The 25,911-nt window shown below is 68.2% G+C and carries 13 protein-coding genes; 3 read left to right on the top strand and 10 right to left on the bottom strand.

Annotation, left to right across the window (positions count from 1 at the left end; genetic code table 11):
• Positions 1-48 precede the first annotated feature (48 nt).
• The 3 genes from ACQP0C_RS18730 to ACQP0C_RS18720 all read left to right on the top strand — a co-directional run bounded on the left by ACQP0C_RS18730 (position 49) and on the right by ACQP0C_RS18720 (position 6,823).
• Positions 49-5,091, top strand: coding sequence for a type I polyketide synthase (locus ACQP0C_RS18730; RefSeq protein ID WP_433734168.1), 5,043 nt, complete (start codon positions 49-51; stop codon positions 5,089-5,091).
• A 295-nt stretch (positions 5,092-5,386) separates the two neighbouring features.
• Positions 5,387-5,962 (top strand): TetR/AcrR family transcriptional regulator, encoded by a 576-nt coding sequence (locus ACQP0C_RS18725; protein WP_433734167.1) that lies wholly within the window; start codon positions 5,387-5,389, stop codon positions 5,960-5,962.
• Between the two features lie 72 nt (positions 5,963-6,034).
• On the top strand, positions 6,035-6,823 hold the full coding sequence (locus ACQP0C_RS18720; RefSeq protein WP_433734166.1) for an oxidoreductase: 789 nt from the start codon (positions 6,035-6,037) through the stop codon (positions 6,821-6,823).
• A 76-nt stretch (positions 6,824-6,899) separates the two neighbouring features.
• Here ACQP0C_RS18720 and ACQP0C_RS18715 read toward each other — a convergent pair whose 3' ends face one another.
• The 10 genes from ACQP0C_RS18715 to ACQP0C_RS18670 form a co-directional block, all read right to left on the bottom strand.
• Positions 6,900-8,621 (bottom strand): ABC transporter ATP-binding protein, encoded by a 1,722-nt coding sequence (locus ACQP0C_RS18715; protein WP_433734165.1) that lies wholly within the window; start codon positions 8,619-8,621, stop codon positions 6,900-6,902.
• Positions 8,618-10,381: an ABC transporter ATP-binding protein gene (locus ACQP0C_RS18710; RefSeq protein ID WP_433734164.1), complete on the bottom strand. Its 1,764-nt coding sequence runs from the start codon at positions 10,379-10,381 to the stop codon at positions 8,618-8,620. Before ACQP0C_RS18710 ends, ACQP0C_RS18715 begins: the two co-directional genes overlap by 4 nt.
• Before the next feature lie 68 nt (positions 10,382-10,449).
• Complete coding sequence (locus ACQP0C_RS18705) at positions 10,450-10,692, bottom strand: helix-turn-helix domain-containing protein (RefSeq protein ID WP_433684888.1); 243 nt, start codon at positions 10,690-10,692, stop codon at positions 10,450-10,452.
• A gap of 24 nt (positions 10,693-10,716) precedes the next feature.
• Positions 10,717-11,901 (bottom strand): thioester reductase domain-containing protein, encoded by a 1,185-nt coding sequence (locus ACQP0C_RS18700; protein WP_433734163.1) that lies wholly within the window; start codon positions 11,899-11,901, stop codon positions 10,717-10,719.
• Positions 11,898-13,214 (bottom strand): aspartate aminotransferase family protein, encoded by a 1,317-nt coding sequence (locus ACQP0C_RS18695; RefSeq protein WP_433734162.1) that lies wholly within the window; start codon positions 13,212-13,214, stop codon positions 11,898-11,900. Before ACQP0C_RS18695 ends, ACQP0C_RS18700 begins: the two co-directional genes overlap by 4 nt.
• A 10-nt stretch (positions 13,215-13,224) precedes the next feature.
• A complete protein-coding gene (locus tag ACQP0C_RS18690; RefSeq protein ID WP_433734161.1) occupies positions 13,225-13,635 on the bottom strand; it encodes a type II toxin-antitoxin system RatA family toxin in 411 nt (136 codons plus the stop codon).
• Positions 13,636-13,679: 44 nt separating this feature from the next.
• Positions 13,680-15,461 carry an acyl-CoA dehydrogenase family protein gene (locus ACQP0C_RS18685; protein ID WP_433734160.1) on the bottom strand — a complete coding sequence of 594 codons (1,782 nt, stop codon included), beginning with the start codon at positions 15,459-15,461 and terminating at the stop codon, positions 13,680-13,682.
• Entirely contained in the window at positions 15,458-17,239 is a 1,782-nt protein-coding gene (locus ACQP0C_RS18680; protein ID WP_433734159.1) for an acyl-CoA dehydrogenase, read from the bottom strand. The genes ACQP0C_RS18685 and ACQP0C_RS18680 overlap by 4 nt, the downstream gene beginning before the upstream one ends.
• Positions 17,236-18,849: a PfaD family polyunsaturated fatty acid/polyketide biosynthesis protein gene (locus ACQP0C_RS18675; protein WP_433734158.1), complete on the bottom strand. Its 1,614-nt coding sequence runs from the start codon at positions 18,847-18,849 to the stop codon at positions 17,236-17,238. The genes ACQP0C_RS18680 and ACQP0C_RS18675 overlap by 4 nt, the downstream gene beginning before the upstream one ends.
• The gene (locus ACQP0C_RS18670; RefSeq protein ID WP_433734157.1) at positions 18,846-25,907 is read right to left on the bottom strand and encodes a beta-ketoacyl synthase N-terminal-like domain-containing protein; all 7,062 of its coding nucleotides are present in this window, start codon (positions 25,905-25,907) and stop codon (positions 18,846-18,848) included. Before ACQP0C_RS18670 ends, ACQP0C_RS18675 begins: the two co-directional genes overlap by 4 nt.
• Positions 25,908-25,911: the final 4 nt, after the last annotated feature.

Raw genomic sequence — 25,911 nt, 5'->3', positions numbered from 1 at the left:
GTTCGCACAATCGGTGAGGACCTTCTCGTGTACGAGCCCACTGCCCCTGTGACCACTACCGCCGACGACACCACCGCCGACGACCGGATCGCCGTCGTCGGGCTCGGCTGCCGCTTCGCTCCCGATCTGGGTTCACCGGACGAACTCTGGCAATTCCTGCTCGACAAGCGGTGCGCGGCCGACGCCGTACCCGAGGATCGGTGGGCGGCCCAGCGCGCCCACTCGCGCGAACACGCCGCGGTGCTGACACGGGTCACCCCGCGCGGCGCATTCCTCACCGATATCGCCGGATTCGACGGCCGGTTCTTCGGTATCTCCGCCACCGAGGCCCGCCAGCTCGACCCCCAGCAGCGGATCGCGCTCGAAGTGGCATGGGAAGCCTTGGAGCACGCCGGAATTCCACCGCACACATTGGCGGGGACCGATGCGTCGGTATTCATGGGTGTCGGCGCCGACGACTATGGCCGCAGACTGCTCGAGGAGCTGCCGGAAGTCGAGGCGTGGACGGGTATCGGAGCCTCACCCTGCGCGGTGGCCAACCGCATCTCCTACACGCTGGACCTGCGCGGGGCCAGTCTTACCGTGGATACCGCCTGTTCCTCCTCGCTGGTGGCGCTGCATCAGGCCTGCGCCGCACTGCTGCGCCACGAGACACCGCTCGCGCTGGCGGGCGGTGTGATGGTGATGGCGGGCCCCGGGCTGACCACGGTGCTGGATCAGGCGGGCGCCATCTCGAAGGACGGACGTTCCAAACCCTTCGATGCCGCGGCAGATGGATACGGGCGCGGTGAGGGATGCGGCATCGTCGTGCTGAAGCGACTCTCGGACGCTCGGCTCGACAATGATCGGGTGCTGGCGGTGATCCGCGGCAGCGCGGTCCATCAGGACGGACGCACCGAAGGCATTATGGCGCCGTCCAGTTCGGCGCAGGAGCATCTGCTGCGCCGGGCATACGCCGCCGCCGGGATCGATCCGCGCGAGGTGGACTACGTCGAGGCGCATGGCACGGGCACAAAGGTCGGCGACCCGATCGAGGCGGCGGCGCTCGCCGCGGTGCTCGGACGTCGGGCCGAGGGGGCCGCACCGTGTCTGATCGGTTCGGTAAAGGGGAATATCGGGCATACCGAGGCAGCGGCCGGGATCGCGGGGGTCATCAAGACCGTGCTCGCGCTGACGCGGCAGATCGTTCCGCCGACCGTGGTGGTCTCCGGACCGCGGGCCGAAATCCCCTGGCACGATAATGGTTTGCGGGTGGTCACCGAGGCCGTGCCGTGGCCGCGGATGGACCGGCCGCGCACGGCGGGTGTCGCGAGCTACGGCTACGGCGGGACGATCGCGCATGTCGTACTCGAAGAGGCGCCGCGACAAGCCGGTGGTGCGCAGCGGCCCGGCATCGACATCGCACCGGAGCCGATGCGGCACAACCGATCCTGGCTCTACCCGATTTCCTCGGCGACGCGGGCCGGGCTCGCCGCCCAAGCGGCGCGCTTGCTGCCGATCGCCGAATCCGCCGAGCTCGGCGATCTCGGACATACGCTGGCACGCCAGCGCGGACATCTCACGGTCCGCGCGGGTGTCGTGGCCGCCGACCGCACCGAACTCGTCACCGGGCTGACGGCACTGGCGACGGGCGGCGCCGAAAGGTCGGTCGCCGTCGCAGAGGTGATCGGACACCGGGCCGATCCGGTGTGGGTCTTTTCCGGGCACGGCGCGCAGTGGTTGGGTATGGGCCGCGAATTACTCTGCACCGAATCGGTTTTCGCGGAGGTGATCGACCGGATCGGGCCGATCTATCGCGAGGAGATGGGGCTGACGCCGCGCCGGGTGCTGGAGAGCGGCCGATTCGATTCGGTGGATGTCATCCAGGCGATGCTGGTCGCCGTGCAGCTCGGACTGGCGGCGGTGTGGCGGCGCTACGGTGTGCGTCCGGGCGCGATCATCGGGCATTCCGTCGGCGAGATCGCCGCCGCGGTGACCGCGGGCGTGCTGACCGAGGCCGAGGGCGCACTGCTGGCCTGCCGCCGTTCCAATCTGCTGCGCAAGGTGGCCGGCAATGGCGCCATGATCATGGTCGATCAGCCGTTCGACGATGTGCTCGCGCAGCTGGGTGCGCGCACCGATGCGGAGGCGGCGATCTGCGCCGCACCATCCTCGACCGTGGTGGCGGGCGAGGTCGACGCGATCGACGAACTCGCCACGCACTGGCCCGAACTCGGGTGGACAATCCGCCGAGTCGATTCCGATGTCGCCTTCCACACCAACCAGATGGAGCCGCTGGCCGCCGATCTCGCGATTGCCGTCGCCGATCTCGCCCCCGCCCCCGCCGCCGTACCGCTCTACGTCACGGCGGTGGACGACCCGCGCTGCGCACCGCCGCAGGGCGCCGAATACTGGGCCACGAATCTGCGTGCGCCGGTGCGCTTCCACCAGGCCGTCGCGGCCGCGATCGCGGACGGACACCGGGTCTTCGTCGAGGTTTCCGCGCACCCGGTGGTGAGCCACTCGATTCTGGAAACCCTGTCCACCAACGGCATCGATGACGGACTGGTCCTGCCGACCCTGCGGCGCAACACCGCCGAACAAGCCACCCTCCTGCGCTCGCTGGCCGCCCTGCACTGCCGCGGCATCGCCATCGACTGGTCGGCGGCCGCACCCGCCGGTCGGCTGCTCGACCTGCCCACCAATGCCTGGCAACACCAACGCCATTGGGTCGACGGTCCGCAGCGCGCCGAATCCCCCGTCGACACCCTGCTCGGCGCATGCGGCGCGGTCCACGGCACGCCGGTCCAGCTCTGGCGTACCACACTCGACTTCCGCACCCGCCCGTATCCGCGCCGTCATCCCGTACTCGGCACGGAAATCACCCCGGCTGCCGTGCTGCTGAACACCCTGTGCACCGCGGGCAGCACCACCGAGCTGGTGGAGGTCCAGCTGAAACAGCCGGTGGTGGTACCCGATCCGGCGCAGACCCGCGAACTCCAGGTCGTGCGCGACGGCACGGCGCTGCGTATCGTCTCGCGCCCGCTCGGCGCGGACGACACCGCATGGGCGACCCACACCTTGGCGCGCATCGGATCGGCTTGCGGCCCGGACCACCGATTCGTGCTCGAAGCTGCTGCGACCCAGAGCAACTCACCGCTCGACCCGAATTTCGTGGTCGACCGCTTGGCGGATCTGGGCGTTGCGGATATGGGTTATCCGTGGCAGATCGAGACCCTCCGGCACAGCGAGACCACCCTGTTCGCCACCGCCACCGCCGATCTCGACCGCAGCTGGGCCGCCATTCTCGACGCCGCCCTCTCGATGGCATCGGTCATCTTCCCCGGCCCCGCGACGCTGCGCATGCCCGCCCATATCGACCGCGTCACCCTGACCGGCCCGGCACCGCGGCGCGCCGATATCGCGGTCCGTCTCCAACCCGATCAGCCGACAACCGTTGATGTCGTTGTCACTGGCGATGATTCGACGGCGACACTTATCGGACTGCGCTACGCCGAACTCACCGCAACCCCCGGCGCATCCGATGACCTCCACCTGGCCGCGACCCGCTTCGACCTCTCGTGGCACCCCTTGGCCGCGGCCGAGAACTCGCCGGTCGACACCTCGATCGTCGTGGTCGAATCCACGGAAGATACCGGACTGGTCGATGCCGGACGCGGTGCGCACGTGGTATTCGCACCGCCGGTGGGGACACCGTTCGAGGCTGCCGCGGCATTCGCCACCGCCGTGCAGCGGGTCGGTGCGGTTGCGCCCGAGCGGCGGCCTCGATTGTGGGCGGTGACGCGCGGGGTGCGCGAGGGCGATACCGCGCATGCACCGCTGTGGGGCATGGGTCGGGTTGCCGCGAGTGAGCATCCGGACTTCTTCCGGTCGGTCGTCGATGTGTCCGCCGATGACGATCCGAATATGGTGATACGCACGGTTATCGAAGCCGGTATCGCGGATCCGGTGGTGTCGCTGCACGACGGTGCGGTCTTCGGGCAGCGGATCGTCGCGGCCGATCGCGAGCGGGATGTGGCCTTCGCCTGCCGTCCCGACGGGACCTATCTGATCACTGGCGGATTGGGGGCGCTGGGACTGCTGGTGGCCGAACATTTGGCCGAGCGCGGGGCCCGACGCATCGTGCTGCTCGGGCGGCGGCCGCTGCCGTCCAGGGCCGAATGGTCCGATGACGATGAGCGGGTGACCGTGGTGCGGCGGCTGGAGAATGCGGGTGTGACCGTGCGGACGGTCGCGGTCGATATCACCGACCGCGCGGCCACCGAATGCGCGCTCGCCGCACTGGATCTGCCGCCGGTGTGCGGTGTCGTCCATGCGGCGGGCACGGTGGACAGCGCGATGCTGCCCGATCTCGATCCCGAGGTGCTGCGAAATGTCATGCGCCCCAAGGTGGATGGCGCGCGGGTGCTGCACGAGTTGTTCCCGCCCGGCAGCATCGACTTCCTTGTGCTGTTCTCCTCGGCCGGTCCACTGCTCGGATTGCCCGGCCAGGCCGCTTACGCCGCCGCCAACTCGTTCCTGGACGCACTCGCGGTGCAGCGCCGTCGCGCCGGATGCCGCGACACCGTGAGCCTGGCCTGGACCAGCTGGCGCGGCCTGGGCATGTCCACCTCGGCCGCCGCGACCGATCTCGAACTGGCCGCCCGCGGTACCGCCGATCTCACGGCCGAACAGGCGCTGACAATCCTCGATGACGCCTTGGCCGACGCGAATTCTCCGGTGCAGGTCGCCCTGACCGTGCTCCGCGACCATCACGGCCCGCGCCCGGCCCTGCTGGGTGAGCTGGTCCTGGAAACCGCCGAAACCGAATCCGCCGAACCGGATTGGGCCGAGCTGTCCGGTTGCGAGCTGACCGACTATCTCCTCGACCTGGTCAGCACCCGCACCGCGACGACACTCGGCGCCGCCCCGGAAGACCTCAACCCGCACCGCCCCCTCACCGAATCCGGTATCGACTCCTTGCTCGCCACCGCCCTGCGCGCGAATCTCGAACGCCACCTCGGCATCCCGCTGCCCGCCACCCTGCTCTGGAACTACCCGACGATCACCGATATCGCTCGCTACCTCGAGGAGGTCCTGCAGTCCCGCTGACCCGGATTCCGCATCCGGCCACCTGACCCGAGGGCCCGACGCCAACGCACAGTGCGATGGTGGCGGGCCCTTCGGGCTTTTGATCAGAGGGCAGCTCCCATTGTCGGTTCCCAAGACGCTCGGCACGCCGCGCACGCTGTACGGAATCGGCACGGTCATCCGACAGATCACGTCGAAAGCGTTGACGCGGGTCAGCATGATCACCAAAGACCCGACTGCCGAGCGCACGGTTGCGCTCGGACCGATGCCGCCCGAATTCTTGACCTGTGGGTCAAGAACTTTTAGAGTTCTTTGCGTGGGCAGGCCGCGGAACTTCGAAACCGATACCGTGGTCGAGCGCGCGATGGAGGAGTTCTGGACCCACGGGTACGCCGGCACCTCTCCCGCACAACTCGCCGAGGCCACCGGTGTCGGCAAGGGCAGCCTGTACCACACGTTCGGCAGTAAACGGCAACTGTTCGACCAGGCATTGGCCCGCTACGGACGGATGGGCGTGGAGCACGCCGAGGAGCTGCTGTTCCAGCCGGGAAGCACCCGCGAACGCATCGGCGCGTACCTGCGAGACACCGTGGATTCCGATGTCGCACAGCCGGTTCGGCGTGGCTGCATGGCCGTGAACACAGCCGCCGAGCTCGGCGGCCACGACGAGGAGATCACCCGAGCCCTGCGTGGCATCGAGGAGGGCATCGTCACCGCGCTGGCCGCCCGGATCGAACAGGGCCGACGCGACGGCGACGTCGGCCCCGACGTCGATGCGCGGGCCACGGCCGAGTTCCTGCTCAACACCAGCGCCGGCCTGCGCATCATGGCCAAGACCCGCGACACCGAAGCGCTGTACCGCATCATCGACGTCGCCCTGACCGCCCTCTGACCGATCCGCCGACATTGCGGCGGCTCTCGCATACCCCGGTTTTTGACCTGTAGTTCAAGAAAGGAAGTCTCCATGGATCTCGAATTGACCGGCAAGACCGCCGTCGTCACCGGAGCCAGCCGAGGCATCGGCCTTGCCGTCGCCGAGACCTTGTCCGCCGCGGGCGCACGCGTGGTCGGCGCCGCCCGCACCATCACACCCGAACTCGAAAAGGCCACCGTGGCTACCGTTTCGGCGGACTTGAGCTCGCAAGACGGCGCCACTGCGCTCGTGGATACCGCGCTGGAGGAGCTCGGCGGCATCGACATCCTGATCAACAACGTTGGTGGCGGCGACCCCGACCGACTGGCGCCGGGCGGGTTCCTCGACAGTACCGACGATCAGTGGCGGCACTTCCTGGATGTCAACCTGTTCAGCGCCGTCTGGGCGACCCGCGCCGCCCTGCCCAGCCTGCTCGACCGGCGCGGCACGATCGTGAACGTCTCCTCGATCAACGCACACCTGCCGTCCGTCGGGCCGGTCGGCTATAGCGAGGCCAAGGCCGCGCTCACCGCCTTCGGCAAGCGCCTGAGCGAGGAGTTCGGTCCGCAGGGAGTCCGCGTCAACACGGTCTCACCCGGCGTGGTCGGCACCCGGATCTGGCGCGGTTCCGAATGGGTCGGCGCGAAGCTCGCCGCCGCACAGGGCATCTCGCACGAACAGTTGCTGGCGGCGCTGCCGGACCAGTTCGGCATCGCCTCGCGCCGAATCTCCGAACCGGAAGAGGTCGCGGCCCTCGTGACGTTCCTGGTCTCGGGCAAGGCTGCCAACATCGTAGGAGCCGACCTCGTCATCGACGGCGGGACCATCAAGACGAGCTGATCCGACACTGCATGGGGCCATACGCACGTCGTCCCGCCGACCCCGGATCGGTCGGCGGGACGACTGCGTCGGAAGGTCAGCTGAGTACCCCGACCTTCCATTCGGTGGCGCGGCGGCGCTGTGCCCAGAACGCCGCGTAACGGCCCTCGGCGCCCAACAGGTCATCGTGCGTTCCCGCCTCGACAATCGTGCCGTTGTCCAGGAACAGGATCTGGTCCGCGGCCGCGACGGTATTGAGGCGGTGCGCGATCACCAGCACCGTCCGATCCGCGGTCAGCGCGCTCAGCGCCTGCTGCACGGCCTGTTCGTTTTCCGGGTCCAGCGATGCCGTCGCCTCGTCCAGCAGCACGATCGGGGCGTCCTTGAGGATGGCGCGGGCGATCGAAACTCGTTGCCGCTCACCGCCCGACAGGCGGGCACCGCCCTCGCCGACCGTGGTGGCCCAGCCCTCGGGGAGGCGTTCGACGATCTCGTCGACCCGGGCGGCGGCGGCAGCCGCACGGACTTCGGCATCGGTGGCGCCGGGGCGACCGAGTCGGATGTTCTCCTCGATGGTGTCCTCGAACAAGTAGACGTCCTGGAAGACGATCGAAATGCGCGACATCAGCTCGGCCGGGTCGATCTGGCGCACATCCACCTCGCCGATCTGCACGCTGCCGTCGTCGACATCCCAGAATCGGGCGATCAAGCGGGCGATGGTGGTCTTGCCGGAGCCGGATGGCCCGACCAGCGCGGTGACCCGGCCCGCCGGGGCGGTGAACGAAACATCTTGCAGCACAGTGGATTCGCCGTAGCCGAAGCCGACCGACTCGAAGTGCACCGCATTGCCCTGCGGCACCCGGGCCTGCAATGGCTCGGGCAGCGGCCGTTCGACGACCAGTTCGCCCACCCGGTCCAGCGCGGATTCCGCCGTGCGCAAAGTGGATCCGAGGATGGCGAATTCGGCGATCGGCTCGGTGAACCGCACCGCGAGCACCAGCACCGCAAGCAGGGTCGGCACCGCGAGGCTACCGCCGAGGGCCAGATAGGTGCCGTACACCAGGATCGTGGTGAATGCGGCCTGCACGATCAGGGTGAAGCCGACCAGCCCGGGCACGCCGGTGACGAGTACCTTGCGCGAGGTCTCATATTGGGTGTGCAGAGTGCCATCCAGCGTCTCGGCGCCGCGGCCGAATACCCGCAGCACCGGCTGCAGCTGCGCGAATTCCACGACCCGCCCGCCGGTTTCGGCATTGGCCGCGGTGCGCATCTCATCGGCGGTGCGGCTCAGCGACACACTCCAGCGGTAGACCGCGATGATCACCGGAATGGTCAGCGTCGCGGCCAGCGCGAGTCGCCAATCGAAGAAGTACATCAGCACCACCACCGTCACCGGCGTGACGAAGGTGGTCACCATCGGCCGCAGCAGGTGCGCCGGTACACCCATGATGTCCATGACACTCTTGGTGGCCAACTGGCCCAGCTGCCCGACCCGTTCGGGCCCGAACCAGCCCAGCGGCAGCCCGGCCACCGTGTCACCGATGCGCATGTGCAGCGTCTTCGCCAGTGCCGCACCGACTTGCGCGCCGATACCCATGCTGACGTAGTACGCCAGTGCGTACAGCGCGGCCACCCCGAACAGGGTCCACAGCCACGGCCACACCGAATCCGGATCCGAACCCAGCAGCGCGCGCAGAATCGGCACCAGCAGTGCGAAGGCCAGACCTTGCAACACCGCGCCGATCACCAGGACCGCGAGCATTTTGCGCAGCGCCGCCCCCTGTTCCGGGCCGACCACCGCGAGCAGTTTCCGAATCATGCCCCGGTCCTTTCCATCTGCCGGTTCCGCCAGCCCCCGGCGTTCTCGTGCGCCCGCCACATCCGGGCGTAGCGGCCCTCGGCGGTAAGCAATTCGGTATGGGTCCCGCGCTCGGAGATCGCGCCGTTGTCGAGCACCACGATCTGGTCGGCCTCGACGACAGTGGAGAGCCGGTGCGCGATCATCAGCACGGTCTTGGCGCCGGTCAGTGCCGACAGCGCATCCTGCACCTCGGCCTCGGACTGCGGATCGGCGTAGGCCGCGGCCTCGTCGAGCACGATGATCGGGGCATCGGCCAGCAGTGCCCGTGCGATCGAAAGCCGCTGTGCCTGACCACCGGACAGCCGCGCATCGTCCCCGATCACCGAGTCGTATCCGCGCGGCAGCGCCAGAATCTCGTCGTGGATGCGGGCCATCCGCGCGGCGGTGTGCATCTCGAATTCCGACGCGTCGGGCCGGGCCATCCGGATATTCGCCGCGATCGAATCCTGTGCCAGCCGCACATCCTGGAATACGAACGCCACGCGCCGGTACAGCTCCTGGGGCGCCATCTCGCGGATGTCCACACCACCGACGCTGACCGCCCCGCCGGTGACATCCTGGAATCGCGGCAGCAGCGTGGCCAGGGTGCTCTTACCGGATCCGGACGGACCCACCAGCGCGGTCACCGTGCCCTCCGCCAACTCCAGGTCGATGCCGCTGAGTACCTCGGTCTCACCGTCATAGGAGCACGACACCTCGGCGAACCGAACCGCATTGCCGCTGGGCGACTTCGGGGAGTCGACCACCGGAAGCGGTGCGGTATCCAGTACCTCGGTGACCCGCGCCGCCGCCTCCTTGGCGAAGCGCAGTTCATAGCTCGCGTAGAACAGCGCCAGGATCGGCGCGGTGAGGCCGACCCCGAGCAGCGCGAACGGCAGCAGATCCGCGGCGACCAACCAGCCCCGGGTGACGAACCAGGCGCCACCCCCGAGCACCGTCGCCAGCACCGCGATCGGCGAGAGCACGATCTCGGCCGCGGTTTTGGAGATGAGCGTCGACTTCACCCAGCCCAGGAAGAAATTCGCGAAATCGCTTGCGGCGCTGGCGTATCGGCCGTGCGCGCGCTTGGCCTGGCCGAAGGTCTTGACCACGGCGATGCCCTGCACGAATTCGACTGCGCTGCCGTTGATCCGGCCCATCGCCCGATCGTATTCGGGCAGGTGCTTACCCATTCCGGCCATGGTGACGCTGTACAGACTCAGCCCGATCACCAGCGGAGCGATGGTCACCAAGGTCATCTTCCAGTCCACCCAGAACAGGTAGATCAACGCGGTGACCGGCAGCACCACCGCGGAGGTCAGCTCCAGTACGGAGTGCGCGACCAGGTGGTGCATTGCCGCCACATCATCCTGCACGATCTTCTTCACCGTGCCGGAGTTGTGGCCGGAGAACCAGCTCATCGGCACCTCACCGAGCCTGCGCACCAACCGTCGGCGGATATCGAGGGCCAGCTCGCCGTCGGCGAAGTGGGTGAGCGCGCCCGCGGCCAGCAGGAAGATCAGCCGCACCAGCAGCGCGCCCGCGGCAACGGCGGTCAGCGTCCACGCTTCGCGGGTCCGATCGGGCCCGTTCTCGAGCAATACCCGCCCCAGCTCGGCAACGGCGATGAAGGGCACCACCGCGGCAACGGACGAAATAGCTTGGGCGGCAACGGCTAGACGCACGCGAACGCGGATAGGACGGAGCAGTTCACCGAGAGCGGATCGTTCCGCGGCCATGGCGGAAACCTCCAATTTCGAGGGTCAGGAGTTCCTTGGGTTGAGATTAGTGATTACTAACAAACTAGTCAACGCCCGGAGGTGAGATCGAGCCTGCTGTGGATGCCGAGCTTGCTATAGATGCGGTGCAGGTGGTTCTCGACCGTGCGGACGGAGATGAACAGGAGCACTGCGATCTCACGATTGGACTTACCGTCGGCCGCCAGTTCGGCGATCACGGATTCGCGGCGGGTCAGCCGCGGATCGGTCTCCCGCAAACGCGCCGGATGGTGCGCGGTTCTGCTGGTCGGGTATGTGGTCGGCGCGGACATCGCGGTACTCCTGTCAGTAGCCGGTCAGGCGGAAGCGACCGGCGCGGGCAGGTGCCCGTGCCGGACGAAGAACGAGGCGTAGGTGCCGAAGAGCCGCTCGTCGATATTCGGGCACTCGATCCCGGTGCCGTCGAGCAGGCGGCGCGTGAGGTGGTCGGTGAACAGCAGCGGCTCCTGCCGCTCCATCAGCATGGTGGTGCGGATCAGCGGGAACATCGCATTGGTGACATCGGCCGAGATGGCCTTGAGCCACTTGATGATGCTGACCTCTTTGATCTCGAATCCGGCCGACCGGATGAAACCGAGAATGGTCTCGGAATCGATGGCCGCGGGCCCGATCTGGTGGTAGATCCCGCCGAGCGCGGCATCCTGGGCGGTGACCCCGGCGATGGCCGCGCACACGTAGTCGACCGGAACCAGATTCATCTTCAGCCGGAAGTTGCGCGGATACACTCCGGCCTGGATGGAGCCGGTGATGAAGCGCCAGACGAAGTCGTTCTTCTGGCACGCGCCGGATTTCGAGTCGCCCCACACCTGTGCGGGCCGGTGCATGGTGATCGGCACACCACGCCGATCCGCCTCCAGAATCAGTTGCTCGGCAACCCATTTGCTCTTGGTGTATCCGAGCGGCATATCCGCGGCGGGTCCGGTGGGATCGGCTTCACCGCGCGGATCCGAATCCGCGTCCCCGGCGAAGACGCCGAGCGTGGACACATGGTGCATGGGCGCGGTCGCCGCGCAGGCGAAACGCAACATCTCATGGGTGCCCGCGATGGTCTGCTTGCGCAGCCACTTGTAGGGCGTGAGGAAGTTGACCTTCGCCGCGGTGTGGTAGCTGGCCTCGACCCGATCCGCGAGCTCGGCATAATCGCCGTCGGATAGTCCGAACTTCGGCAGCGTCACATCACCGGGCACCACCCGGATCCGGTCGGTGGCGATGGTCTCGGCCAGCTCGTAGGTGTCCAGGTTGGCGGTCAACCGGGCCAGGGCGCTGTCGGCGTCGGCCGCGCGCACCAGGCAATGCACGGTCAGTCCCCGGTCCAACAGTTCCTTCAGCAGGAACACCCCGAGGAATCCGGTCGCGCCGGTGAGGAATACGTCCCGCACCGAACCCGCGCGCACCGCGGGAGTGAAGCCCTGGATATCGGCGGCCAGTTCGGTATCGGCGGCCAACTGTTCGGCCGCGCCCTCGATTTCGAGCGATGTCATGACGATGCGTCCAATCCGGGTCGGGTCGGGTCGATGGCGGCGGCGGCCTGCTCGATCGCGCCGCGCAGCAGGAACAGCGCCTCCGCAACATCGTCGGAGGTGGCGATGATCGGCGGGATCAGCCGCAGCACTTCGGGTCGGCTCAGGCAGGTGGACACGACCAGGCCGCGCTGTGCGAGCCCGACCTGCACCTCACCGGCGAACTCGGGTGAACAGAAGTCCAGCCCCCACAGCAGACCCCGTCCGCGCACCGCGGTGACGACGGTGTCGTGGTCGGCGGCCAGCAGTGCCAGCCCCTCGGCCATTTCGCGCGCGATCCGAACCCCGTCTGCGACATGGGCTTCGATGGTGGCCAGCGCCGGGGCCACGGCCGAGACGCCGAGCGGATATCCGCTGAAGGTGGCGGTGTGCAGCACCGGATCCCCGGTCAGCGGGGCGTACAGCGCCTCGGTGCAGACCATCGCCGAAACCGGTACCACTCCGCCGCCGATCGCCTTGCCCAGCAGCACCGCGTCCACCGGCAGCCCGTGCGCCAGGGCGACGGACCGGTCACCACAGCGCCGCAATCCGACCTGGATCTCGTCGGCGATGACGAATGCCCCATGCGCGTGCGCGTCTGCGCACCAGCGGGACAGGATCGCCGGATCCAGCAGTGTGACCCCGTTCTCCCCCTGCACAGGCTCGAAAATCAGTGCGGCGACCGAATTTTCGGCAAGCGCACAGGAAACCGCGTCCGGGTCGGAAGGATCGATGTGCACGGTATTGCCGAGCACCGGAGCCAAATTGCCCTTGAACCGCTCGTGGTGGGTGAGCGCCAGCGCAGCCAGCGTTTTGCCGTGGTAGGCGCCCTCGACCGCGAGCACCGTGCTGCGGCCGGTGGCCAGCCGAGCCAGCTTGGTGGCCGCCTCGACGGCGTCGGCGCCGCTCAAGCCGAAGTACACCTTCGACAGTTCCGGCGCATCATCACCGCCGAACTCGGCGGCGGCAAGGTACTCCACAACCGCCTCGGCGGCCTGCCCGGGCAGCGGGTTCAGCACCGACCTGGTCGAGGTCGGCATCCGGTCCAGCTGCGCACGGACGGCCTCGACCACCGCGGCATTGCGGTGACCCAGCAGCGCGACGGCATAGGAACCGAAGTCCAGCACCGTGCGCCCGTCGGACAGGGTCACCCGGCTGCCGCTGGCCGAATCCTCGACCGCACCCTGACCGGTGAATTTGCCCGCCAGCGCCATCGACGGCGAGAAGTGGCGCTTGACCTGTTTGAACGTGGCCTTCGCAATATCCTTGGCGCCGCGAGTCTTGATGTCGCTCATGACAATTCCCTCACTGTGCGGCCCGGGTGACGATCGAGTTCGCATAACCTTCCAGCGCCGTGGCAATGGCCGGATGGATCATCTCGGCGACCAGCGGCAGCCCGATATCGAATTCGACATTGAGTTCCAGTTCGCCGCCCGCGCCGTTCTCGTGGATCTGCCAGTAGCCCTGGTAGCTCTGCAGATCGCCATCGGTCTGCCGGAATTCGATGCGCTGCCGTTCGGCATCGATCTGATCTTCCTGCTCCCACTCCATTTCGGAGCCCTTGAGCTCGACGACCCAACTGCTCGTGCGGCGCTGACCGTCTGCCTCGAGGATTTCCACCTCGTTGACCCCGCCCATGTAGTCAGGGAAGGACTCACAATCGAGCAGCACCTCCCAGACGTCCGCGGGGGCGGCCGTCTGGTGCCGCGAATTCATCGAGTACACAATGTGTCCTTCCAGGGTGTTACGTCCGAGATTGGTCAGGCTGTGGTCTCGCCGCTGGCTTGCAATTGGAACTGCCAGTGCGAGAAGAGTTTCCGTTCACGGTGCAGGTCCAGCAGCACCGTCATCACGCGGTCCACGACGACCGCGTCGGTGACCGGGTCCGCCGGGTGGAACCCGCGCCAGATGCGCTCCAGGCACAGCAGCAGCACCGCGCCGTCCGGGAACGGCGGCGCCAGTACCGCTTCCGAACGCACGACCAGATGGATCAGTGCGGCGGCCGCGTGCAGTGCGCAATATTGTTCGGCGAGCCGATAGATTTCGGCCGAGGCGCCGTAGCCGCGGCCGAGGGTCTGTTTGGCCCGCTGCTGTTCGAGCAGGATCCGGTCCAGTTCACCGAGTAGGCGTTCGGCGAGATCGGCCGATTGTTCGAACCAGCCGCGCTGCTCGCCTTCGCGGGTTGCGGCCAGTGCGCGCAGATCCGTGATCGCCTGCGGCAGCGCAAGTATGGCGGCATCACCGGCCCGGCTGAACAGCTGCTGCTGGGCGGGCTGCCACTCGTCGAGCTTGGCGTCGAGATCGTAGCTGCGCGCGACCTTCTCCGCCGCGGCGGAGCGCTGTTCGGCGGTCGCGGAATTGGCCGCGCTCAAGATCTGCTCGAGCTGCGCACCAACGGATTTCAGATTCACCACGGTATTGCCGTCGGCGAATACCGACACCACGATATCGCGCAGCATCTTCTGGAAGATCGCGTAGTGCGGGTGGTCGCGCAGGTACAGCCGGGCGCCCAGCACCTCTGACAGCTGGGTCATGGTGCGCTCGAGCGATGTCGGCACGAAATATTTGACGATCGCGGAATCGACCGCGATCTGCTCGGGCGCGGCCTGCAGTCCGCGCACGGCGCCGGTGGCCACCGCCTCGGACAGCAGCAGATCGGCGAAGCTCTCGGCGATCTGGCGGCGGGTATAGGGGAAGTCGACGACGTGCTGCCCGAAGATTTCCCGCGTCACGATGAAGTCGCAGGTGACCCGCAACGCGGTATCGACCGCACCGAGCGCCAGCCCGCTGATCGTGGTGCGCGCCACCTGGGCGCTCTTGAGCACCATCTCCAGGCCCTGGCCCTCGGCGCCGATGCGGTGGCTGTCGGGAACGAAGAACTTCTCCAGCTGGATGCCGCTGAGATCGAGCGCGCGCAGGCCGTGCAGCCGCTCATTGGGCAACTCCCGCACCGCACCCGCGGGGCCCAGCCGCTTTTCGACCAGGAAGATGGACCAGTCGCCCGGTCCGCCGCGTTCGCCGGTGCGGGCGTGCACGGTCACCATATCGGCCAGCGTGGCATTGCCGATGAGGTACTTCTCCCCCGTCAGCAGATAGCCGCCGTCCACCTTCTCGGCGCGCATCTCATTCGAGAGCACATCGCTGCCGTGCGCGCGCTCGGACAGCCCCCACGCCAGCTTGGCGCCATTGTTGATCTGCGATACCAGCCGGGTCCGCTGCTCATCGGTGCCCGCGATCCAGGTGGGCATGAATGCCAGGTCGGTGAGCATCAAGGCGGCGGCGGTGGTGGGGTCGCGGCGGGCGACCAGGCGCAGCAGCGAAAATCCGGTCTCGACATCACCGGCGCGGCCACCCCACTTGGCGGGCAGGCAGTATTCGTGCAATGCCCAGCGCTGCAGCAGGCCGAGCAGGTCGTGTGGGAATTCCTCGAGCTCGTCACAGCGCAGAATGCGCTGGAACGACATCTGATTCGCCGGATCGTGCGGATCGCCCAGATAGCGTTCCAGCTCCTCGGCCAGCTCTGTCACGTACTGCACGGTCATGACGGTTCGGTTCCTTCCTCGGTGGCGAGCGGGAGCGGCCGCGCGGTGAACAGCCGACGGTCCCGGTGCAGCCGGGCGATCACGTCGAATGCGTTGTCCGCCAGCGCCATCGACAATCGGGCGGTACGACAGTCGGCCCGGTCGAGCAGTAGCGCCAGTGCCGGGAGCAGCCAGTCGACCGATCCCGGGGTGGTGCCGTAGAGCGACCGCGCCCGGTTGAACCACCACAGCTGGACACACGCCGCGGCGGTGTGCAGGTAGGCGATGCGCAGGGCGAGATCCACTGTCGCGGTGGCGCGTTCGGAGGTGGACAGCTCGGTCAGACCGGTGATGTCGGCACGCGCCGCCGCCAGCGCCTGCTCCAGCCGGTCGACCAGATCCAGGGCCCGGCCGGTGCACGGACGGGCCGCACCGAGCACGGCGCGCATACCCGCCGCGGCCACCGGGAATCCGCCGGTGACGACCTCGAGCCCGCGTGCCGACAACGTCAGGTTGGCGAAATCCAGCGGAGGCAGGGTGGCGTCGAGATCGAAAGTGTCCGAGAGCAATTCGAGCGCGCCGTCCTGCGCAGCGGTGAAACCGGCTTCGACGAACCGGCCCAACTGCATGGCGACCAACCGGAGATTGGCGGTGGGGCTGGTGTCGAAGTAGCGAACCACCGCGTTATCGGCGCGCAGTACGTCGAAGGCGCCTTCGGGCCCCTCACGCAGTACGCCGCGGGTACCGAGCACATCCGCACAGCGCGTGAACGCCTCGGTGGACAGCTCGGTGAGCACCGCTTTGAGCAGGCCGGACCACAGGCTCTGCGCCGCGGGGAAGGTGTGCATCGCACGCGCACAGGCCAGTGCGGCCGCATCGCTGGCCAGCAATGCCGCCGCGGCCGTGCCCAATTCGCGTCGGTTGAGCGCATGCTCGCGGACCGGGCGGCCCGCGACCACGTGGCGCCCGGCAAATTCGAGGGTGAGCCGCAGCGCCGAATCGACCGCGGCGAGATTGGCGCCCACGCTGGTGGCCCGGACCACCTGCATGGCGCGCATCGCGGTCTCCATCCCCCGCCCGATCCGCCCGACGATCGCGTCGTCGGCCACCGGCAGTTCGGTGAAGTGGAAATGCGCGAAGTCGGTGCCGCGCATACCCGCCGGTCGCTGCAGTCGGTAGCGGGCCGAGCTCTGCCGCAGGGGATCGTGGACCAGCGCCATCGAGTACGCGGCCGGACCGCGTCCGCCGGTGTGCGCGATCACCAGCATGGCAGCGGCCCGCTTGCCGAATCCGGTCAGCCACTTCTCGCCGTCGAGCAGCCAACCGCCGGTCACCGGATCGGGGGTCAGCGCACAGGTATTGGCGAGCAGATCGCTGCCGTGCTCGGGTTCGGAGAAGGCGAATCCGATGGACTGGCCCGAATCCAACAGCCGCACCACCTGATCGCGCTGCTCGGGCGAACCGGCGAGCAGCACACACAGTGTCGCGGTGATGTCGATCATCGTGGCGGGCATGATGGTCAGATCACGCCGCGCGGCCACCCGCACCAGCATCAGGGTCTGGTCGTAGGTGATCAGACCGCCGCCGTACTCGGCCGGGATATAGGACTTCCGCAGCGGCGGTCCGGCGATATCGGCGAGCGCATCGGGAAAGGCATCCCGTTCGGCGCGTGCCAGCATCGCCGTGAAACCGAACAAATTATTCTGTGCCCGTGGATCTCCCAGCGCCGCCTCCAGGGCCGCCGCCGCCGGATACGGTCCGAGATCGGTGGCGGCGGCGCGGCTTTCGACGGTGGTCACCGCGCGCCCCCGGAGTCGTCGGCCAGCGGCGCCGGACGGTAGTCGGCGCAGCCGCGCGGCACCCGGACGCCGTTCACGGCCAACTGCTGGATGCGGGTGGTGAAGGCCGCACCGTGCAGCAGATTCAGCGCCACATCGGCGACCCGGCGGTTCTCGGTGGCGGCCAGGTAGGAGCCGCGCACCCATTCGTTGAAGCTGCCCATGGCCGGACCGCACCAGATCTGGTAGTCCAAGCCGCGATCGGCCTCACCGACCACGGCCCAGCGCGAGGCCATGCCCAGGTACCAGCGGAAGACCAGGGCCATCTTGCGCTTCGGGTCGTCGGCGGCCCGGGTCAGCTGGTCCGGATCGCGACGGGTGAAGTAGGCGACGACGTCCTGCCAGACATCTTCCACCGAGCGGCGCAGGATCTGCTGTTCCAGCCGGGCGCGCTCGGCGATCGGCAGCACGTCCAGACCGTCGTAGGTGCGGTAGAGCTCGTAGAGCCGCTTCGCCCGCATCGCGAACATGCTGCCGTTCTTCAGCACCTGCAGCTCGACGCCCATTTCGAACATATCCGCCGCGGGCGCCATATCCACATCCGCGACGCCGGCCCCCGCCAGCAGGTGCCGGACTTCGTCGGAAGTGCCCGCCTCCAAGCAGGATTGGTTGACCGATCCGGTGACCACATAGTCGGCGCCCATCGCGAAGGCCGCCGCGGCGGCCACCGGGGTGCCGATGCCACCGGCCGCGCCCACCCGGACCGCCACCGGATAGCCCAGATCCTGCTGCACCTGGTCGCGGCGGCGCAGGATGGACGGGAACAGGGTGGTCAGCGGGCGGCGGTCGGTGTGGCCGCCGGAATCGGCCTCGGCGGTGATGTCATCGGCCAGCGGCACGAATTTGGCCAGCTCGGCCTGTTCGGCGGTGATCAGCCCGCGACCGAGCAGATCGGAGACGATCGCGGCGGGCGCGGGACGCATGAACTTCTCCGCGACCTCGGCCCGGGATACCTTGGCGATCACCCGGTTCGCGATGAGCACCCGCCCGTCGCCGGTGCGGGCCAGTCCGGCCACCCGGTAGCGGACGATATGCGCGGTGACGTCCATGAACGCCGACGCCTCGACGCAGCGCACCCCGTACTTCAGGAACAGCTCGACCGCGGCGCGCTCCAGCTCCTCCTCACTCGGGCTGTGAATCAGGTTGGCGGCGTAAGGCAGTCCCGGAATCTCGGCCGCGAATCGCTGCAGCGCGGCCTCCACGCGCTCGGGGAGCAATCCGGCGGCGCCGAACGAGCCGAGGCAACCGGACCGGGCCAGCGCGATCACGTAGTCCTCCGAGGCGATACCACCCGCCATCGCGCCACCCATGTAGGCGTAGCGGACGCCGTGGCAGGCGCGGAAGCCGGCGGAGCCGAGCTGCTCGGCGGGCAGCGGGCCGATCGCGGCGACGACCGAGGCGTCGTCATCGGGACGGGTGGTGCTCAGACCGGTGCCGTGGGCGGTGCGCACCACGTAGACCGGCTGGTGCAGGGCGGTCAGCGTCTCGTAGAAGCCGTCCTGGCTGTGGTGGACAATGGGATCGACGGCGTAATCCGTTGTATCCCGCTCGGTTCCGACAGTTATGCTCATCGTTCGTCCTCTCTGCGTTCGTGAACCTCTACGGCGACGTTGGCGAGTTCGTAGATGCGCATCCCCGGCTTCCACACATTGGCGTCGGCGATCACCAGCACCCGATCGTCGGTGCGCCGCACCTCCTTGACGTGCAGGTCGAAGGTCATCGGGCCCTCGGTGCGCAGAATCTGTCCCCGGTATTTCCAGACCATTTCGACATCCAGCGGCATCGCGAACACCGGGTCGGTGAACCCGTCGCCCGCACCGATCTCGATCGCGTAGACCTGCAGTGCCTGGATGAGTGCCTCGACGCCGAGCGAGCCGGGCATCACCGGATCGCGATAGAAGTGGCATTCGAAATACCAGTCGTCGTGGTCGATTCGGCGCAGGCCGCGCAGATAGCCCTGCCCATGCGTGCCACCGTCGTCGACGACGTCGATCTCGTCGATCAGCCGAAGATGTCCATCCGCCAGCCGCAGGCCGGGGCGGGTGAACCAGCTGTCCTCGGTGCGCACCGTCAGCGTGCGCACTCGGCCCGGCGCGAGTTCGCCCTGCTGATCGAGCCAGGGCGCCACGTATTTGGCATTGTCCAGGCCGATCTGATTACTCAGGGCCTCGGCGGTGTGGTAACCGAACATGGACTCGCCGTGGTAGAACAGCTCGCCGTCGGCGAAGAGCTCGTAGCGGAATTTCTGCAGCGAGGTACCCGGCATGATCTGGTTGAACAGCATCGTCGTGTGCTGGCGAATGGTCTTGCCGCGCAGGTCGATCTGCTTGACGACGGTGGCCTTACCGTCCAGGTTGCGGATATTGAGTTCCTGCTCGGGCGTGGCCAGGCTGGCGCCGAGGTAGTAGCCGAGCAGGATGGCGGCCTGCAGCGAGGACTCCATGTAGACGCAGTTCGGCAGGCCGGGGAAGGCGTTCTCGTGGAAGTACCAGGCCTCCGGCGGGCAGTCGTATTCGGTCTCCATGGTGGCCCCGGCCTTGAGTTCACCGCGCACACCGCCGAACTTCATGATGCGGTCGACGAATCGGAAGTCGCCGTTGGGGATATAGGGCGCCTTGCGGTCGGCGTAGATCTCGAACTCCGTGCCCATGGCGGTGGCCAGATCGCCCTTCGCGGCGTGCGCCAGATGCAGTTCGTTGATGAAGGCCGGTTCGCCGGCGGCATTGCGGCGGCCGAGAAACGCTGGTATGCCGCCGGTTTCGGGCCGGTACGGGGTGCCGGGCTTCTCCCGGACCTGAACGCCGAAGTTGCGCATGCTGATCATCGCCTTATCGCCGTCGTAGACGATGATGTCGGCGATGATCGTCGGACGCGGCAGCATGGTGATCTCGGTGATCTCCACGTGGTAGCGGATGCTGGACTGCTTCGGGGTGATCTGGCCGCGCACCTTCACCTGGGTCTTCAGCCCGGGCACCGACTGGAATTCGGCATCGGGCAGGACCAGGTGCAGCCCGAGGTAGAGCGCATAGGTCTGCAGCAACTGCACGCCGCCCTCGGCGACCAGGGATCCGGCCAGCACCGGGTCACCGGTGAAGTGGCACTTGAAATACCAGCCCTCGGGGTCCAGGTATTTGACCGCGGTCAACTCACCCAGGGCGCGCGGGCCGCCGAGCCGGTCGATCGCGGTGATCTCGTCGATCATCCGCAACATCCGATCCGGCAGCCGCAGTGAGCGATTCGAGCCGTCGGCGGTCTGGTCCCAGGCCGGACCGAAGACCTCGGCCGGCCGCCCGGCGGCGAGCAGTTCGAGATCCGCCGCGGTCAGCGCGGTCCGGTCGGTGCGTGCGAGCGGCTTGAACCAGGTCTTGGTCATCGACTCGCGGCGCTTGCGATCGGCGGCATTGAAGACCACGCCGAGGGAATCCTCGAGTTCGGCGGCGGAGAAGAAGCCCGCGCAGGCATCCAGCAGCTCCAGGATGAGCACACCATCGGCGAAGCACCGGTAGTTGAAGAAGAACAGCAGGCTGTCGCCGTTCCAGACGAAGCGGTCGATCTTGATCTCGTAGCGCAGGGTCTGGCCCTCGCGGGGGAGGCCGCCGTGGAAGACCAGTTCGCTGTCGAGCAAGCGGTAGACCTTCTCGCCCCTATTGCGGAAGTCGATGCCGAGGTAGCTGACCAGCAGCAGGTCACACTGTCCGGCCTCGATGGTGACCGCGCAGGGCACCAGCCCGTCCACCGAGTACCAAGCACCCTTCGGCACGTCGTATTCGGTGGTTATCGCCGACGGCACGTATTCGCCGGTGGTGGCCCGCAATTCGGTGACCCGGGTGACGAAGTGGTAGGGCGGCTCGGGCAGTCGCACCCGCACCGGGTAGGTATCGATCTCGGCGAACTCCGGGCCGAAGACATTGGCCACCTTGCCGTTCGCGAATTCCAGCAGCGCCGCCTCATCCCAGATCACCGGGCGCTCCGGTTCCGCTGCGGCGGTGGGGAATTCGCTCGGTGGAGGCGGGAAGCCACGTCCCGCCTCGAGGTCGTCCAGGCTGCGCTGGACCAGGGCGCCGTGGACGCGCAGGAAGGACCGGTGCGCCTGCGAGACGCTATGACTCATCGGTCGCAGCACCAGGGCGCGGGCGGTGTCGAGCGGATCGGCGACGCGGGCGATCGGCGCGGCGGCCGTGGCGCCGACCGGAACTGGTTGCGGTGCGGGCTGTTCGGCGGCAGCGCGACGGGGCAGGTACACGAACGGCTCTCCCTCGATGATGATCAGATCCGGATCCACGATGGGGACCGCGGTGATGACGGTGACCGGATCCACCGTCTTGTGCGCCGGCGCCGTCTTCGCCGCCGCCAGGATCGGGGCGGTGCGCGCGGCGACCCGGTCGACCACCGATTCCCCTCCGCAGGTCACCGCGATGCGGTACCTCGGCTGGGCGGCGACGGCTTCGGGGGCCGGGAACAGCAGGTCGAGGCGCACGGCGACGCCATGGCTGACCAGCCGGGCCAGCGCCTGTCCCAACGCGATGCCGCTCGGGATGCCGCGCCGGTCGGCGGCGACGGCGATATGGTCGCGGCCGGTGAGTGTTTCACCGATCCAGCGGGTGCAGGTGGCGCCGGGGCCGACCTCGACGAACACCCGGAAGCCGCGGTCGTAGGCGTTGTTCACCAGTCTGGCGAAGTCGACTGTGCTGCAGAGGGTTTCGGCGATCCGGTCGGCGATGACCGCGCGGTCGGACGGATCGACCTGGTCGTAGTCGTAGCTGGACAGCAGCTCCAGGCCCGCAGCCGGATGACCGAGCGGGTGGCTATTGAGTCCGGCGAAGGCGGCGCGTTCGGATTCGACTGCGGCACAGTGCATAACGTGGTTCGCAGGCGCCTTGGCGGATTTGCAGCCGAGCCGGGTGATGAGTTCCCGCACCGCGGCCGGACTGCCCGCGACCACGACCTCACCCGGGGTATTGACATGGGTCAGGTACACCCGGTCCAAGTCGGCTATGGCCACGCGCACTGCATCGGCCGGGGCCAGCAGCACCTGGGTGGTCCAGACCTCGCGGTCGGCCAGCGTATCCGGCAGCCCCCACTGCTTGCGGATCAGCCGTTTCGGGCCGCGCAACTGGTCGACGAACAGCGGCGAGTTCCGCAGCGCGGCGTCATCGCGCACCGCCGCGTCCCAGACGTCCATCGCGAAGAGCATGCTGCTCTCCCCCAGGCTGTAGCCGAAGCCACCGTCGGCCCGGATGCCGAGCGAATCCCGCAGCAGCCGCGTCGACAGCACCGCGGCATTGGTGCCGATGGCCAACATGGTGGGTATCGACTCGATGAGCTCGCCCTCGTGCCGCATCAGCGCGGTCCGGTCGATCCCGCGCGGCGCACTCGGATACAGCGCCGAATGCTTGTACTCGGCCCACGGCTGCTGCGACTCCCGCTCGAAGGCCGCGAGCAGCGATGGGAACAGCGAGAACAATTCGCGTCCCGCTCCCGGGTAGGCGGTGAACGCGCCCGGGTAGACGAAGGCGATACGGGCGTCCGGTCCGACCGGCCGCGCGGTGCAGAAGCTTCCCGCGGGGGTGGCCCATTCCCCTCCCGCCGCAATGGTTTCCGGCAGATATCGCGCGGCGGCCGCCAGTTCCTTGCGCAGCTTGACGCCATCGGCGGCAACCACGACCGCGGTGTAGGTCCCGGACCGCGGCGCGGCCACATATTCGCGCGCCAGCTCGACCGGATCCAGACCCGCATCCAGCGCATCGAGGCATGCTTCGGCCCGAGTGGCCAGCGCGGCACCGGTATCGCCGTGCAGCGGGATCAGCAGCGGTCCACCGCCGCCCACCCAGTCGGCGACCGGCACACGTTCCCCAGATCCGTTGACAGCCGAAACCGAGTCACCCGAGGTTCGTTCCTCGGAATGCGGCACGGCGATGGGAGCCGCGGAGAGGAGGACATGGGCGGTGCTCGCGCCGCTCATCGCGTGCACCGCGGCCACCCGGCGGCGGTCGCGTGCCGTGGCGAGCCAGGTCGCCGGAGCGTCGAGCAGGTGCAGGGCGGAGTCATCGAGTTCCGCCACGTCATCGGCGATCCGGCGCAGCGCCCCGGGGGCCGGTGGCAGTTCGCGGTGACGCAGGGCGAGGGCGGCGCTCACGACGCCCGCCAGCACTCCGGCCTGCTGTGCGTCGCCGGTCAGGGCGACGTGATTGCCGAGGGCACAGCTGGCGATGTCATCTTCTCGTGCCGGGAAGATTTCGGACAGCGCCGTCAGGTGGTGGCCGGATACCGAGCCGGCGAGTTCCAGGTAGCCGACCTCATCCGGCGTGACACCGGTTGCCGCATAGCTCTTTTCGAGCGCTTCGCGCAGTCCGTTCCGATCGCCGCGGTGCGTGGTGATGTGGTCGATGGTGACCGGATCGGCGCCATCGCAGCGGCGCAGCACCAGGGCGGCGGCACCGTCACCGAGATCCGGGCGGTCGCCATCGGCGAGGACGCTGCGGACCAGCGTATTCTCCACTCCGGCCGCGAGTTCCACGCCACCGACGAGGACCGCTTCGACGCTCGGGTCGAGCAGCAGCAGTCCGGCCACCTCGAGGGCTCGGGCGCCACCGGTGGCGTCGGCCGAGATGGTGAAGACGGGGCCGGTCAGGTTGTGTGCGGAGGCGATCCGGCTGGCCATGATGTTGCCGATATAGCTGAGCACCTCATTGGCGCCGATCCGATCGTGCACACCGGTTCGGACCGCGGCCTCCAGCCTTTCCAACTCCTGCGGCCCGAGTTCGATACCGGCCCTGGCGCATTCGGCCCGCACCTGGGCTCCGATATCGAAGCGAGCGCGATGGGCATGCGAACGCGGCTCCATCTCCATGGCCACCACCACCGCCACCCGGCGCCCGGCCTGCTCCCGCCCGCTGCCGGTCAGCCCGGCCTCGGCCAGGGCCTCCTCGGCGGCTTGGAAGAACAGCAGATGTTGCGGATTCATCTGCGCGAGTTCGGCGGGCGGCAGTCGGTAGGCGCGGATATCCACCTCGACGCTGTCGACATAGCCCGCGGGCCGCTCGTCGGCGAGTTCGGCGATCCCCACCTGTTCCGTGCCGTACCAACGACCTTCGGGCCGCTGCACCAGCGCGGGTTGCCCGGACCGGACGGTCCGCCGCAGGGCGTCCGTCCCGGCCACGTTACCGATCCGAATTCCCATTCCGGACACCGACATTCGAGGCAACTCGACACTGCTGGCAGCCGGCGCGTGGATCGGAACCGGCGCACCGAGGTTCGACTCGGGCGGCGAGGCCAGGACGAGGTGGGCATTGGTGCCGCCGAAGCCGAAGGCCGAGACACCAGCGCGGCGCTGCGCCGAATCACGCTGTGGCCAAGGCTGATTGATGGTGACAATGCGGTCGGCGACGCTCTGGGCGCCGGTCGGGCGGATCGCGTCGCCGACACCGGGCGTTGCGGGGATGACCCCGTGGCGCATGGCCAGCATCGCCTTGATGAGGCTGGTGAAGCCCGCGACCGTGAGCAGATGGCCGACATTGCCCTTCACAGAGCCGAGCAAAGGCACATTCGCACCGAAGAATTCGGCAAGTCCGCGCAGTTCGATCGGATCACCGACGGGGGTTCCGGTGGCATGACATTCGATGTAGTCGACGGCCGCCGGATCGACGCCGCCGTCGTAGGCCCGGCGGTAGGCGGCCAACTGGCCGTTGATATTCGGAGCCAGCAGGTGCGCGCCGGAACCGTCGTTACCGAGACCGATGGACTCGACCACCGCGTAGATGGTGTCGCCGTCACGCTGGGCATCGGCCAGACGCTTGAGCACCACCACACCGGCGCCCTGGCCGGTGACGATGCCGCTGGAATCGGCCCGGAACGGCTGGCTGACACCGTTCTCGGGGAAGGCACGCAGATCCGAGAAGCACAGGTGGATGAGCAGCGGATCCGGCGCGCACACCGCGCCGGCCAGCACCACATCGGCCGCGCCGGTGGCGAGATAGTCGCGGGCCAGCCCGATGCTGTACAGCGCCGACGAGCACGCCGCGTCCAGCGCCAGGCGCGGCCCACCCAGGCCGAAGGCATCGCCGACCACGGTGGTCGGCAGGCCCGAGGGCCACAGCGATTCGACCGGAACCTCCGGCTCCCACTGACGGACTCCGTTGTCCGGCAGTGGCAGTCCGGCGGCCCGCAGACCCTCGGCGACCGCGCGCCGGGTCAGCGGCACGCACAGGTCGACGGAGCGTTCGGTCGGGAAGGAATAGTTGCCGAGTACCAGGCCGGTGCGGGCGAGCACCGCGTCGTCCTCGGCGATTCCGGCATCGGCCAAGGCCTGCCGGACCACGTACAACGGCCAGCGCACCACCCGCCCCAAACCATCGATCCGCTCGGCCGCAACCCGCAGGCCGGTCGTGTCGATCGCCGGTTCGGTGACGAATCCGCCCCGGGTGGCGGTGATTTCGTGCTCCGGATCGCCCCAGCCACCGATGGTGGCCGGGTCGATCCCGAAGACGTCCGCGCCGCCCTCGGTGCGCAGATCCGCGCCGTCGAGCAATCGGTCCCAGAATTGCCGTGGGGTGTGCGCACCGGGTAGCAGGCAGCCGATTCCGACGATCGCTACCGGCACACGCGCCGCGCCGTTGTCCGTGTCTGACATGTCC

The organism is Nocardia sp. CA-129566, from assembly GCF_050956075.1.
GTDB lineage: Bacteria > Actinomycetota > Actinomycetes > Mycobacteriales > Mycobacteriaceae > Nocardia.
The sequence above is the reverse complement of the archived record's forward strand: the minus strand, read 5'-3'. Positions and strand labels throughout refer to the sequence as shown.